The organism is Micromonospora sp. DT201 (genome assembly GCF_049841575.1).
In the GTDB taxonomy this organism is placed as follows: Bacteria; Actinomycetota; Actinomycetes; order Mycobacteriales; family Micromonosporaceae; genus Micromonospora.
In genome coordinates, this window is the sequence record NZ_JBNCKP010000009.1 from 240,606 (window position 1) to 252,951 (window position 12,346).

The 12,346-nt window shown below is 71.2% G+C and carries 14 protein-coding genes; 10 read left to right on the plus strand and 4 right to left on the minus strand.

Translation table 11 applies throughout. From position 1 onward, the window contains the following. Nucleotides 1-8 precede the first annotated feature (8 nt). The gene (locus ACLQ28_RS17855) at nt 9-1,031 is read left to right on the plus strand and encodes a phosphotransferase enzyme family protein (RefSeq protein WP_425687397.1); all 1,023 of its coding nucleotides are present in this window, start codon (nt 9-11) and stop codon (nt 1,029-1,031) included. A 25-nt stretch (nt 1,032-1,056) separates the two neighbouring features. On the opposite strand, the gene ACLQ28_RS17860 is transcribed toward ACLQ28_RS17855, so the two are convergent. Then, nucleotides 1,057-1,707 carry a GGDEF domain-containing protein gene (locus ACLQ28_RS17860; protein WP_425687413.1) on the minus strand — a complete coding sequence of 217 codons (651 nt, stop codon included), beginning with the start codon at nt 1,705-1,707 and terminating at the stop codon, nt 1,057-1,059. Nucleotides 1,708-1,972: 265 nt separating this feature from the next. On the opposite strand from ACLQ28_RS17860, the gene ACLQ28_RS17865 reads away from it, so the two are divergent. From ACLQ28_RS17865 to ACLQ28_RS17900, 8 genes are all read left to right on the plus strand, one after another. After that, complete coding sequence (locus tag ACLQ28_RS17865; protein ID WP_074309213.1) at nt 1,973-2,212, plus strand: DUF397 domain-containing protein; 240 nt, start codon at nt 1,973-1,975, stop codon at nt 2,210-2,212. Nucleotides 2,213-2,361: 149 nt separating this feature from the next. Further along, on the plus strand, nt 2,362-3,243 hold the full coding sequence (locus ACLQ28_RS17870) for a helix-turn-helix domain-containing protein (RefSeq protein ID WP_425687414.1): 882 nt from the start codon (nt 2,362-2,364) through the stop codon (nt 3,241-3,243). Between the two features lie 89 nt (nt 3,244-3,332). After that, nucleotides 3,333-4,175 carry an SAM-dependent methyltransferase gene (locus ACLQ28_RS17875; RefSeq protein ID WP_425687398.1) on the plus strand — a complete coding sequence of 281 codons (843 nt, stop codon included), beginning with the start codon at nt 3,333-3,335 and terminating at the stop codon, nt 4,173-4,175. Nucleotides 4,176-4,343: 168 nt separating this feature from the next. Further along, nucleotides 4,344-5,408 (plus strand): LacI family DNA-binding transcriptional regulator, encoded by a 1,065-nt coding sequence (locus ACLQ28_RS17880; protein ID WP_425687399.1) that lies wholly within the window; start codon nt 4,344-4,346, stop codon nt 5,406-5,408. 2 nt (nt 5,409-5,410) lie between these two features. Continuing rightward, nucleotides 5,411-5,614 carry a hypothetical protein gene (locus tag ACLQ28_RS17885; protein WP_393136034.1) on the plus strand — a complete coding sequence of 68 codons (204 nt, stop codon included), beginning with the start codon at nt 5,411-5,413 and terminating at the stop codon, nt 5,612-5,614. Nucleotides 5,615-5,724: 110 nt separating this feature from the next. Beyond that, nucleotides 5,725-7,200 (plus strand): serine/threonine-protein kinase, encoded by a 1,476-nt coding sequence (locus tag ACLQ28_RS17890; protein WP_425687400.1) that lies wholly within the window; start codon nt 5,725-5,727, stop codon nt 7,198-7,200. A gap of 33 nt (nt 7,201-7,233) precedes the next feature. Next, on the plus strand, nt 7,234-7,875 hold the full coding sequence (locus ACLQ28_RS17895; protein WP_425687401.1) for a histidine phosphatase family protein: 642 nt from the start codon (nt 7,234-7,236) through the stop codon (nt 7,873-7,875). 145 nt (nt 7,876-8,020) lie between these two features. Further along, a complete protein-coding gene (locus ACLQ28_RS17900) occupies nt 8,021-8,896 on the plus strand; it encodes an alpha/beta fold hydrolase (protein WP_425687402.1) in 876 nt (291 codons plus the stop codon). Nucleotides 8,897-8,918: 22 nt separating this feature from the next. Here the strand turns inward: ACLQ28_RS17900 and ACLQ28_RS17905 are convergent, their stop codons facing one another. The 3 genes from ACLQ28_RS17905 to ACLQ28_RS17915 are packed head-to-tail and all read right to left on the minus strand — an operon-like array spanning nt 8,919 to nt 10,659. Then, nucleotides 8,919-9,416, minus strand: a complete 498-nt coding sequence (locus ACLQ28_RS17905; RefSeq protein ID WP_425687403.1) for a DinB family protein — start codon at nt 9,414-9,416, stop codon at nt 8,919-8,921. A gap of 46 nt (nt 9,417-9,462) precedes the next feature. After that, nucleotides 9,463-9,903 carry a VOC family protein gene (locus tag ACLQ28_RS17910; protein ID WP_425687404.1) on the minus strand — a complete coding sequence of 147 codons (441 nt, stop codon included), beginning with the start codon at nt 9,901-9,903 and terminating at the stop codon, nt 9,463-9,465. Nucleotides 9,904-9,960: 57 nt separating this feature from the next. After that, nucleotides 9,961-10,659, minus strand: coding sequence for a carbon-nitrogen hydrolase family protein (locus ACLQ28_RS17915; RefSeq protein WP_425687415.1), 699 nt, complete (start codon nt 10,657-10,659; stop codon nt 9,961-9,963). Between the two features lie 83 nt (nt 10,660-10,742). On the opposite strand from ACLQ28_RS17915, the gene ACLQ28_RS17920 reads away from it, so the two are divergent. Continuing rightward, a complete protein-coding gene (locus tag ACLQ28_RS17920; RefSeq protein WP_425687405.1) occupies nt 10,743-11,537 on the plus strand; it encodes a DedA family protein in 795 nt (264 codons plus the stop codon). The last annotated feature ends 809 nt before the right edge of the window (nt 11,538-12,346 follow it).

Below are 12,346 nucleotides of genomic sequence, written 5' to 3' on the forward strand. Positions count from 1 at the left end.
GTGTCCGCATGATCGAGGACGTGCCGCGGCAGGTGGCCAACCGGGTCCGCGTCGAGTTCGGGCTCGACCTGTCCGCGATGGACCGGGTTAACCACGGTGCCGACGAGCACGCCCGACTGTGGCTGGCCCAGGATGCCGACGGTGCCCGATACGCGGTCAAATTGAGCGGTGGCGGCACCGCGGCCGGCCTGGTCGTGACGGCGTATCTGGCCGGACAGGGGGTGCCCGGCATCGCCGCGCCGCTGCGGACCCACGACGGACGGCTCTGCGTCGACCACGACGGCCACCGCCTCTCGGTGGTGCCTTGGGTATCCGACCAGCGGGCGCTCGACGGCCCGATGACCGAGGCGCACTGGCGAGCGTACGGCGAGGTGCTGGCCGCAGTGCATGCGGTGCCGGTGGCCGAGGAGTTGAGGCGGCTGCTGCCGGCCGGCGGTGCGGCGTACGCCTCGATCGTGGCCGCGACCCGCGCGATGGCCGAGCGGTTACGCGACCCGGCCCTGGTCGATCCCACCGGGCCGCTGGTCACGGAGCTTGCGGCGGTGTGGTCCGCAGCGGCGGACCAGGTGCGCACACTGATAGGTGGGGTGGAGCGCCTCGCTGTCGACCTCCGCGACCAAAGCGGGCCGGTCGTCGTCTGTCACGGCGACCCCCACCTGGGCAACCTGCTGCTCGGCGCGGGCGGGCAGGTCTGGCTGATCGACTGGGACGACGCGGTGCTCGCCCCGCGCGAGTGCGACCTGATGTTCGTCGTCGGCGGCGTGCTGGCCTTCGCGCCGATCACCGCCGGTCAGCAGCGCGCTGTCCTCGCCGGCTACGGACCGGCGGACCTCGATCCGGCACGCCTGGCCTGGTTCCTCGCGGTCCGCGCGCTTGACGACCTCAGCGACTGGACCCGCCAGGCGTTGGACCCCGACGCCGAGGCGGCCGACCGAGGTCGGGCGGTACGGATCGTGCGGGGGCTGGTGTCGCCGGTCGGCCTGGTCACCCTCGCCGACGCGGCGCTGCGCGACCTCGACCGGCGCCGCTGAGCGGGGGCGCACGTCGTGGCGGCGGTCAGCGCTCCACCAGACGGACGCTGTCGATCAGTTGCCGGGGTGATCGTGCGCCGCCGAGGCTCTTCGCCTGGTACATCGCCGCGTCGGCGCGGCTGAGCGCCTCGGTGAGTTGGGCCGGGCCGGTCACCGGGGCGAGCCCGACGGAGGCGGTGACCCGGACGCTGCACCCGCTCAGCCGAATCGGCGCGGCGACGGTCTCACTGAGGCGGCGGGTGGCGTGCTCGATCCAGCGCCGGTCGACAGTGGGGCTGGAGAGCAGCCCGGCGAACTCGTCGCCGCCGAGGCGGGCAACGAGGTTGTCCCCGGCGAAACCGGCGAGGCGATCGGCCACACTGATCAGCACCTGGTCGCCGGCGGCGTGCCCGTACCGGTCGTTGATCTGCTTGAAGTCGTCCAGGTCGAGCACGACGGCGATCAACGGCTCGCCGGCCGCGTCGGTGAGCAGGGTGGCCGCCAGGCGGTAGAAGGCGCGTCGGTTGGGCAGCCCGGTGAGCGGGTCGTGACTCGCGGCGTGCCGCTCGGCGGCAAGTTCGGCTTGGAGGTGCCCGATCTCGGTCTCGGCGCGCACCGCGCGTCTGCGCAGTTGCCAGGAGGAGAGCAGCGCGCCAGCGGCACAGAGGCCGGAGGCGACACTCATCGGATCCGGCACGAACCCTCCCATCGCCTCGACCGCCTCCAGCCTCCGGTCGACGCGGCGCGCCGCGTCGGGGTCACGTTTTGCCTGATAGATATCCCTGCGGGGGTAACTCAACGTGAACGGATGGACACCGATCACGTGCGTTATCATGCTCGCCGTCCGATGCAGATGCAATAGCAGATGCACGTGCAGGACCGTCCAATATCGATACCGCACCCCTCGCCGTCACCGCTCCTCCCACGGCCACCGGCGGGCTCGTGAGCAGAAAGACGCCCTCATGCAACAGCCACCCAATGGCGTACCGATCCACCAGTTGCCTCCGCTGAGCTGGCAGAAGAGCCGCCGAAGCAACCCCAGCGGCAACTGCGTCGAACTCGCCGAACTGCCCGGGGGAGCGGGCATCGCGGTCCGCAACTCACGGCATCCGGAGGGGCCGGCGCTGATCTACACAGTGGATGAGATCGCCGCCTTCGTTCTCGGTGCACGCGACGGCGACTTCGACCATCTGATCAACTAGGCGATCGCCGGCGGGGTCGTCCCGTCGACGAGACCGAATCGCCGGTCCGGAGGAGTTCAACTCACTATCGGTTCATGGCATGCTTACACGTCGGCCGGGCCGGGGTGCCCGGCCACCATGGGTCGGTGTCCGGAGGTCCGCACGTGACGATGGTTCCCGCCGAGGGTGGCCCGACAACCGGGCCGACAGTGCTGCGCATTCTGCTCGGCGCCCAGTTGCGCCGCCTGCGGGAGTCCAGCGGGGTGACCCGGGAGGGCGCAGGGTGGGAGATCCGCTCCTCCGAATCCAAGATCAGTCGGATGGAGTTGGGCCGGGTCGGCTTCAAGGAACGCGACGTCGCCGACCTGCTGACGCTCTACGGCGTCACCGGGGAGCACGAGCGCGAGGCGCTGCTCAAGCTGGCGCGCGACGCCAACAGCCCCGGGTGGTGGCACCGCTACGGCGACGTGTTGCCGAGCTGGTTCCAGTCGTACCTGGGACTGGAGGCCGCAGCCGCGCTGATCCGTAGCTACGAGGTGCAATTCGTGCCGGGTCTCCTGCAGACCCGGGAGTACGCCCGGGCGGTCGTGCTGCTCGGGCACGGCGCGGCGGGCCCAGCCGAGATCGACCGACGTGTCGCCCTGCGGATGCAGCGTCAGCAGTTGCTCCGCAGGGAGAGCCCGCCGCAGCTCTGGGCTGTGGTGGACGAGGCGGCGTTGCGCCGCCCGATCGGCGGCCCCAGCGTCATGCGTGGCCAGCTCACCGCGCTCATCGAGGCGACCAAGTCGCCCAACATCCGGCTCCAGGTCATCCCGTTCGCTGCCGGTGGCCACGCCGCCGCCGGGGGCGCCTTCACCATCCTGCGCTTCGGTGACCAGGAGTTGCCCGACATCGTCTACATCGAACAGCTCACCAGCGCCATCTACCTCGACAAGCGCGACGATCTGGATTACTACGCGGTTGCCATGGAACGGCTCTGTGTCGAGGCCGAGCCGCCGGAGCGTACGCCGGAGATTCTCGGCCGACTGCTGGACGACCTCTATCCGGCGTGATCGCCGAGGGGGGTCACGGCCGCACCTCAGGGTCGCTTAGCATGGTTGGCGACCGGCGACAGTGGACAGACGTCATCGCGGAGGCTGCCTTGACCACCGATGCTTCGGGCACGAGAGCCGGCTCGCCGAGCGACCGGATCGACACCTCCGTGGCGCACCCGGCCCGCCGCTACAACTACTGGCTGGGCGGTAAGGACAACTTCCAGGCCGACCGCGAGTCCGGCGACGCGATGGCGGCGGCCTTCCCGACCATCCGCACGGCCGCCCTGGAAAACCGCCGCTTCCTGCAGCGGGCGGTAAGTTATCTGGCCGGCGAGGCCGGCGTCCGGCAGTTCCTCGACATCGGCACCGGCATCCCGACCGCCAACAACACCCACGAGGTCGCCCAGGCCATCGCGCCGCAGGCTCGGGTGGTCTATGTGGACAATGACCCGATCGTGCTGGCTCACGCCCGCGCGTTGCTGACCAGCTCGCCGGCGGGCGCCACCGCCTACATCGACGCCGACCTGCGCGACCCGGAGCGGATCCTCGCCCACTCGGAGCTGAGACGCACCCTCGACCTGTCGCAGCCGGTCGCCCTCATGCTGGTGGCCGTCCTGCACTTCGTGCCCGACGGCGACAATCCGTACTCGCTGGTGCGGCAGCTGCTCGACGCGCTGCCGGCGGGGAGCTACCTGGCCGCCTCACACGCCACCCACGAATACCTCCCGCCGGCGGTGGCCGTGGAGGCCAAGGCGGCGGCCAAGGGCGGCGGCCCGCACGGGCTGATCAACCTGCGCACCCGGGACGAGTTCAACCGCTTCTTCGCCGACCTCGACGTGGTCGAGCCGGGCATCACCTCGGTCGCCGAGTGGCGGGCCGAGAGCGAGCCGCAGCCGCGTCCCTCGGTGGTCGAGGTGAGCATGTACGGCGGGGTCGCCCGCCTGCCCTGACCCATCCTGAGTAGCTCCTGACCCGGGTGTTCAGCTGCCTGGGGCATCGTGTCGGGCCGGGCCGCGTGCACCTCGCCGGCGCGCGGCGCATCCACGTATTGACCGACGCCGACGGGTCGAGCTAGTCTCTGGATCGATACAGACTGGATCGATACAGAAGGTGCCGGGGTGAAACCAACACTGCAAGCTGTAGCTGACGCCGTCGGCGTCTCCCGCAGCACGGTGTCCAACGCCTACAGCCGACCCGACCAGCTCTCCACCACCCTGCGTGAGCGGATCCTGGACGCCGCCCGTCAGCTCGGGTACCCCGGCCCCAACCCCACCGCACGCTCCCTGCGCCGCGGCTTCGTCGGTTCGATCGGGGTGCTGTTCACCTCGCAACTCTCGTACGCCTTCACCGACCCATTCGCGGTCCGCTTCCTCGCCGGGGTCGGCGCGGCTGCCGAGCGGCACGGCACGAGCATGTTGCTGGTGCCACTGCCGCCGGCGCAGACCGACGCCCGCAGGGCGGTGGAGAACGCAGCGGTCGACGGCTTCTGCGTCTACTGCGTCGCCGACGAGGAGTGGGCGTTGAACGTGATCCGCGACCGCGGGCTGCCGTACGTCAGCACGGCTGCCCGGGACGACGCCGGCCCCGACGAGCGGTTCGTCGGCATCGACGAGCGGGCCGCCGCGCACAGCGTGGCCGCGCACGTCGCCGGGCTCGGACACCGCCGGGTGGCACTGCTCGCCCACTCCGTGCTGCCGGACGCGCCGGCCGGCCGCCTCGTGCTGGCCGGGGTCGACCAGGTGGTGCACCCCACCACTGGAGGCAGGCTCACCGGCTTCGCCGACGCGTTCGCCGAGGTCGGTGTCGACTGGACCGAGCTGATCCTGGTCAACGCCACCGGCAACAGCCGGCAGGCGGCCGCCGCGGCCGTCGCGGGGCTGTTCGATCAGCCCGCACCGCCGACCGCCGTGCTGGCCGGTTCCGACGTGCTCGCGCTCGGCGTACTGGACGCCCTGGCCGCGCGGCCCGGCAATGATCGCCCACCGGTCTCGGTGACCGGTTTCGACGATGTTCCCGAGGCCGCTGCGGCCGGCCTCACCACCGTCCGGCAGCCGGCCGAAGAAAAGGGCCGGATCGCCGCCGAGCTGCTGCTCGACCCGCCCGCGGAGGCCGCGGCCGGTCATGTGTTGCTGCCCACCGCACTCGTCGTCCGGAGCTCCACCGGACCTGTCCCGAGGAGTTGACCATGGAACTTCCCACCGGCTACATCACCGCGCTCGACGCCATGAACCGGCACATCAACTCGGCCCGGCCAGACGCCCCGATCCAGGCCGAACGCGCCCGCCGTGCCCTGCTGGCCCCGGCCCGGCAGAGCACCGCCGTCGCCCTGCGCCGCCTCGCCGACCGCATCCAGCCGCGACCGCTGCCCGTCGGGCCCCACTGCTCCTGACTCGTTCGAAACCCATTCCGGTACGCAGGGGACAAGCAGTGTGGCTCCGGGCACCCAGGGTGGTCGAGTAGGGCGCGGCCAGGCAGACTGGTGAAGCCATGTCGCCCTTCATGCCTACTCTCCGTCTCCACGACCGCTACGTATTGCACGAGCGGATCGGGCTCGGCGGCATGTCCGAGGTATGGCGCGCCGACGACGACGTGCTTGGCCGGCCAGTCGCGATCAAGGTCCTCGCCGGGCAGCTCGCCGCCGACCCGCAACTGCGGGCCACCATCCAACGCGAGGCCCGCGCGGCCGCCCGGCTGACCCACCCACACGTGACCCAGGTGTACGACTACGCCGAAGCGACCCTGACCGGCGGCGTCGTGGTCCCCTACCTGGTGATGGAACTCGTCGAGGGCCACAACCTGGCCGACCGGCTGCGGACCGGGCCGCTGCCCTGGCCGGAAGCGGTCCGAGTGGCCGGGCAGATCGCCGCCGCGCTCGCCGCCGCGCACCGCATCGGCGTCGTGCACCGCGACGTCAAGCCGGGCAACGTCATGCTCACCGACACCGGTGCCAAAGTGCTCGACTTCGGCATCGCCGCACTTGGCGGACTCGACGGTCAGTCCGGCGAGCCGCTGATGGGCACGCCCGCATACTTCGCTCCGGAGCGGCTGACCGCCGGCCCACCCGACCCGGCCAGCGACGTGTACGCCCTCGGCGCGCTGCTCTATCGCACCCTCACCGGGCGGGCGCCGCTGCCCGTGCAGAGCTGGGAGGACGCGCTGGAGGTGCACCGGCGGGGCACTCCGGTGCCGCCGCTGCGGGTGCCCGGCCTACCCGCCGACATCGCCGAGCTGACCGTCGCCTGCCTGGCCGCCGACCCGGCCCACCGGCCAACCGCCGCGCAGTTGGCTCGCCGCTTCGGCGCCAGCCAGCCGGTCGAGCCGCCCACCGAGCTGCTGCGCATCCTGCCGGCGGCCCACCCTCCCACCCTGATCGACCGCTCGGCGGCACCTCCCGTCCCGGTTGCCGCCGTGCCGGCCCGCCGCCGCTCGCGCCGGCCCCTCGCCGTGCCGGCCCGCCGCCGCTCGCGCCGGCCCCTCGCCGTGCTGGTCGCGGCAGGCCTCGCCGTGCTGGTCGGCCTGGGCGCCCTGCTTGCTGAGGGTCCCTTCGGCGACCCGGCCGGACCCAAACCGGCCGAGATCGCCGGTCCACCGTCGACCTCCGCCCCGGCGCCGGCGCCCACGACACACTCGCCGACGCCGACGGCACCGTCGTCGCCACCCGCCAGCAGCACCGCGTCTCCGACCGTTGGGCAGCAGGTGCCGGTCAGCCTCCGGGAGGTGACCAGCGAGTTCGGCGCCGTCCTCGCCGCGGCGATCGCCCGCGGCGACGTCGAGCGGAAGACCGCCGAAGATCTGCGCGACGACCTCGCTGACCTGAGTCGCCGCACCAGGGATCGGGCCAAGCGCGTAGCCGACCTGCGCGAACACATCGCCGAACTGGTAGAACGCGGCCGGCTACCAGCGCAGACGGGTGCCCAGCTCGACGCTCTGCTGACTCAGGCCAGCAGCTTTTCCACCGGCCGTACGGACGACTGAAGCCTCTGTCCAGCCCGCTGGCATGATGACCCGATGCGGACACGTCTGATCTTCGTGCGACATGGCGAGTCGCTCCACCAGCTCGAAGGAATCGTGGGTGGGCCACGTGGTTGTCGGGGCCTCACCGCCCTCGGCCACGAGCAGTCACACGATCTGGCAAACCGGCTCACCGGTGACGTTGCTGCCGACACACCGGTCGCGGTCTACTCGTCCGTGCTGCGCAGGGCTGTCGAGACCGCGGAACCGATCGGCGCGGCGTTTGGCGTCCGACCGGTGGCCGACTGTGGTCTGTGTACCTGGCACACACCCTCGTACGCCGATGGTGTGCCGACCGCCCGTTTCCGTACGGAAGCCGCGGTGGCCGGTGGGGGCGTGTTCCGACCGTTCGAGGAGGGCAACGAGACCTGGGCCGAACTGGTGGTCCGTGTCAGCCGCGCGATCATGGAGATCGCCCACCGGCACCGCGGCGAAACCGTGGTCCTGGTCGGGCACAGCGAGACCGTCGAGGGCGCGTTCCACGCGCTCGCCGCGCAGCCGATCTTTCGGGCGTTCGACCTGGACGTGCCCCCGGCCTCGATCACCGAATGGACCACCGACCACGACCCCGGCGGTTGGCCGCCGGCCCGTTGGACGCTACGTCGCTTCGGCGACACCGGCGGGTGGCCTAGAGCGTGATCCAGTATCGCCCTATCGGGCCGAGGTCGGTTTCCCGAATGTCCTCCAGCGCTCCGCGGTCCCGGGACCCACGAGGAGGACCCGGTCGACGTCGCCGGCACGGCGTGGGCGTCCACCAGCGCACGCCGGCCGTATTCTGACCGGCATGACGACAGCGCAGACGCACACCCTCGCTGTACCCGGCGTCGACCTGGTCTACGACGTCCGCGGCCCGCTACCCCCGTCCGGTGGGCGTCCCGCGCTGCTCATGATCGGCCAGCCAATGACTGCGGAGGGCTTCAACGCGCTCGCCCCGCATTTCACCGACCGCACAGTCGTCACCTACGACCCGCGTGGCCTCGGCCGTAGCGTCCGCACCGACGGCCGCACCGACCACACACCGCAGCAGCAGGCAGCTGACCTGCATCTGCTGGTCGAGGCGCTCGGCGCCGGCCCGGTCGAGGTGTTCGCCAGCAGCGGCGGTGCGGTGACGGCACTCGAACTCGTCGCGACCCACCCGGGCGACGTCGTCACGTTGGTAGCGCACGAACCACCGATCAACGCGGTGCTCCCTGACGCCGGGGCCGCCGAGCGCGCACGGGCCGGGTTCTACGAGGCGTACCAGGCGAAAGGCACCGGTGCCGGCATGGCCGCGTTCATCGCGATGACGTCGTGGCAGGGCGAGTTCACCGATGCCTACTTCAGCCAGCCCGCGCCCGACCCGGCGACGTTCGGCATGTCGACCGACGACGACGGCACCCGCGACGACCCGCTGCTGTCGAAGAATTCGTGGGCGATCAGCGACTACCGCCCCGACGCGGGCCTGCTCACCGCGGCGCCGACGCGGATCGTGGTCGCGGTCGGCGAGGAGTCGGCGGGGACGTACACCGCGCGTACGGCCCTCGGCCTGGCGGCCATGCTCGGCCAGCAGGCCGTAGTGTTCCCGAGTCACCACGGCGGCTTCCTCGGTGGTGAGTTCGGATACGCGGGCAAGCCCGAGGAGTTCGCGGCACGGTTGCGGGAGGTGCTGGACGCGGGCTGACCGCGCGTGTGGAACGCCCGCGCTACTCGCTCATCAGCTGTTCGCGCAGGATCTCGGCGTGCCCGCAGTGCTGGGCGAACTCGCGCAGCACGTGCAGGTACACCCAGTGCAGGGGCAGTGGGCCGCGCCGGTTGCCGTTGAGCAGGTCGTCCAGGCCCAGCGACGACGTCGCACGGCGGGACGCTTCGCACGCCTCCCGGTGTGCGCTCTGGACGGTGGCGATCGTGTCGGCGTCGTCGAGGATGAACGACTCGTCCGGCGTCGCGGGAATGCCGATCTCGGAGCGGGGCCGGCAGGTGACGGCCTCGTCGAACCAGACCTTCTCCACGAACGCGGCATGCTTGACCAGACCCAGCAGCGTGGTCCGGGACGGCACCAACGAACGGCGCGCCTGCTCCTCGGTCAGCCCGTCCAGGCAGCCGTTGAGCGCTCTGCGGTGCTCGTCGATGAACGCCTCGAACTGCGCCTTCGCCGGTTGGTTGATGACGTCGTCGGCGAAGGTCGGCGGAAAGGTAGGCATCCGCGAAGCATTTCAAGATCGCCGTCGAGGAGCAAATGACACACGCTCAGCCGAAAGAGAGGAGAGCGCCGCGCTCGTCGAAGCGGGCCGTGCCCGCCCACGCGATCTCCCAGCGGTTGCCCTCCGGGTCGGCAATATAGCCGGAGCGCCCACCCCAGGGCCGGTCGATAGGCTCCGCCACCACCGTCGCGCCCGCCGCGAGAGCTGCGGCGAAGGCCGTGTCGACCTCCTCGCGGCTGTCGACATTGCAGGCCAGGGTGACACCGGACCATCCGCCAGCCGGATCGGGCACACCCGGCGCCGCCTCGGCGGCCAACTCCGGCAGCGGGAAGAGCGCGAACAGGACGCCACCGAGCAGGAATGCCGACCAGCCATCGTCGCTGGCCGGCAGCTCGGTCCAACCCAGTGACCGATAGAACGACCGCAGCGCGCCGATGTCGCGTGCCCCCAGCGTGACCACGGACAGTCGAGAGGGGACAGTGCTCATCAGCTGAGCCTGCCCGAGACGTACGACACTGCGCCAGGCGGCGCGCAGATGCTGCCTTCAGGTGATCTCGACGCTGATCAGCTCGTCCGGCTTCGTGCCCGCGCGTGCGTACACCTCGCCGGCCGGCGTCCAGACCCCCGACTGCCCCGCGGCCTCGGTGTAGCCGCCGCCGGTCGAACCGGCGAAGCTCGCTATCGCCACCCAGACCCGGTGCGCGGCAACGATCCGCTGCGCCCGCTCGTCCACCACGGCGGCATCACCTGCCGATTCCAGAACCCCCGCCGCGTACACGTCGATTCCGAGCGTGGCGGTTAGCGCCGCGTGCGCGGCGACGCCGGTGTCCCTGCAGATCGCCAACCCCACCCGCCATCCGTCCACATCGAGCACGGCGGGCGTGTCACCCGGCCGGAACCGGCGGGCCTCCACGTCACCCAGCCACATCTTCCGGTACGCCACCGACACTCCGTCGCCGGTCACCGCCAGCATCGCGATGTGGTCACCGGCGACGGGTGCACCGGCCAGCGCCAGGGCGCCCGTCTCAGCGCAGGCCTCGACCAGCGGAGCCAACCTCGGGTCGTCGACCGACACGACCGGCGCATCCAACTCGTACCCCGTCAGCGACAGCTCCGGAAAGAGCACCACCCGCGCACGCGCCGCACGGACCGCGGCGGCGTGCGCCCGAGCATTCGCCGCGACATCCAGGGGTACGCACAGCGGCTGCACCGCCGCGAGCCGCAGCGGGGCGCGGTTCTCCATACCCCTGCCGGTGGGGTCGAACGCAGCAGCGGGGCGGTCAAACCGCATGGTCGGCTCTCAGGGTCACTTCGTACGGTGAGGGCATGATTCGAATGTCCCACGCCGTGTTCGCCACCGGAACCCCCACCGCCGCAGCGGAGCCGCCGCAGGGTGGAATCGTCGGGTACGTCAGTGACCTGGTGGAACGGCTCGGCGGGCCGGGCGCCGGCCTGGCGGTGGCATTGGAGAACCTGTTCCCGCCGATCCCCAGCGAGGTGATCCTGCCGCTGGCCGGGTTCGTCGCGGCGCAAGGCCGGATCAGTCTGGTGGGTGCGATCTTCTGGACCACGCTCGGCTCGGTGGTGGGCGCGCTGGCGCTCTACCTGATCGGCGCGTCGCTCGGTCGCGATCGGGTGCGCGCCATCGTGTCCCGGCTGCCACTGGTGAAGCTCAGCGACGTGGACCGGACCGAGGCGTGGTTTCTCCGGCACGGCGTGAAGGCTGTCTTCTTCGGCCGGATGATTCCGATCTTCCGGAGCCTGATCTCCATTCCGGCCGGGGTGGAGCGCATGCCGGTGGGCACGTTCCTGCTCTTCACCACGCTGGGCAGCCTGATCTGGAACGCCACCTTCGTGCTCGCCGGCTACCTGCTCGGCGACAACTGGCACCTCGTCGAGGGGTACGTCGGAACGCTTCAGAAGGTGGTGATCGTGGTCTGTGTGGCGGCGGTCGCCTGGTTCGTCGGGTCCCGCGTGCTGCGAGCCCGCCGTGCCGCCCGCAACCCCGAGATGGCCGAACCCGGTGCTTTCGGTCCGGGCGACCCCGCGTCCGGGGTGCCCGATCCCGGCGGGCGCGGGACGCTCTATCGGAGCGGCTCGTGGACCTCGGACGACCGCTAGCCCGACCTCGGACAGATGACCGGTTACCGCCGCCGGATCCTGGCCGTGTCGCGCTAGTTGGAACCTAACGCCGACAGGATCGGAGGCGTGGCGGTCGTGGAGTGGTCGCGTGGCGGTCGTGGGGTGGTCGCGTGGCGGTCGTGGGGCGGTCGCCTGGTGGTCGTGGGGCGGTCGTGGGGCGGTCGTGGGGCGGTCGCCTGGTGGTCGTGGGGCGGTCGTGGGCGGTCGCGGTGGCATGATCGACACAACTTCGCCGACGTGGGGGTATCCCGTGCGTCGGATACCGCAATGTCGGCGATCCGGAGTGGATCTTGCGGGTGGCGGGCCACGCGGGGTCTACCCATCTCGGGTCTTGGGCGGTTTGTCTGGTTCGAGGATGTCGGGCCTGGCCAATCCGCGTCGTGTGCGTGAGTGGTTTGTCCGGTCTGGGGTGCTCTGGGCTGTGACCGGTGGCATCCCTGGCTCGGAATCATGGCCGGGTCGGGGTCGTTACATACCCTGACGATCGCAGGACCACGGCCCGGCCGCCCCGGGACCCGGGGTTGGAATGCCGGCCCCCGCCCGGTCGTTGTAGTCCCCACGAACGACCACCCGGCTACCGCCTCCACGAGGGTGCCGATGGATGGGCCACCCCCCGGAATGACCTCGGCCCCCGGTCGTTACACCTGGACCCGGCGCCACGAGCCCTCCGCTCGCAGGCCGCCGCCCCCAAAGACTTTCCCTCCTTTCTGTACGTGCAGCGCCCGACGAGGTGCTCACACCTGGCACGCCTTCCCCCTTATCGGCGTCTGGGTGTCCTTACCCCCGAA

Bases quoted from the DNA above. Each gene is read 5' to 3' on its own strand.
- ACLQ28_RS17855 (WP_425687397.1), top strand. From the start codon at position 9: ATGATCGAGGACGTGCCGCGGCAGGTGGCCAACCGGGTCCGCGTCGAG.
- ACLQ28_RS17865 (WP_074309213.1), top strand. From the start codon at position 1,973: ATGCAACAGCCACCCAATGGCGTACCGATCCACCAGTTGCCTCCGCTG.
- ACLQ28_RS17870 (WP_425687414.1), top strand. From the start codon at position 2,362: ATGGTTCCCGCCGAGGGTGGCCCGACAACCGGGCCGACAGTGCTGCGC.
- ACLQ28_RS17885 (WP_393136034.1), top strand. From the start codon at position 5,411: ATGGAACTTCCCACCGGCTACATCACCGCGCTCGACGCCATGAACCGG.
- ACLQ28_RS17890 (WP_425687400.1), top strand. From the start codon at position 5,725: ATGCCTACTCTCCGTCTCCACGACCGCTACGTATTGCACGAGCGGATC.
- ACLQ28_RS17895 (WP_425687401.1), top strand. From the start codon at position 7,234: ATGCGGACACGTCTGATCTTCGTGCGACATGGCGAGTCGCTCCACCAG.
- ACLQ28_RS17900 (WP_425687402.1), top strand. From the start codon at position 8,021: ATGACGACAGCGCAGACGCACACCCTCGCTGTACCCGGCGTCGACCTG.
- ACLQ28_RS17905 (WP_425687403.1), bottom strand. From the start codon at position 9,416: ATGCCTACCTTTCCGCCGACCTTCGCCGACGACGTCATCAACCAACCG.
- ACLQ28_RS17910 (WP_425687404.1), bottom strand. From the start codon at position 9,903: ATGAGCACTGTCCCCTCTCGACTGTCCGTGGTCACGCTGGGGGCACGC.
- ACLQ28_RS17915 (WP_425687415.1), bottom strand. From the start codon at position 10,659: ATGGAGAACCGCGCCCCGCTGCGGCTCGCGGCGGTGCAGCCGCTGTGC.
- ACLQ28_RS17920 (WP_425687405.1), top strand. From the start codon at position 10,743: ATGATTCGAATGTCCCACGCCGTGTTCGCCACCGGAACCCCCACCGCC.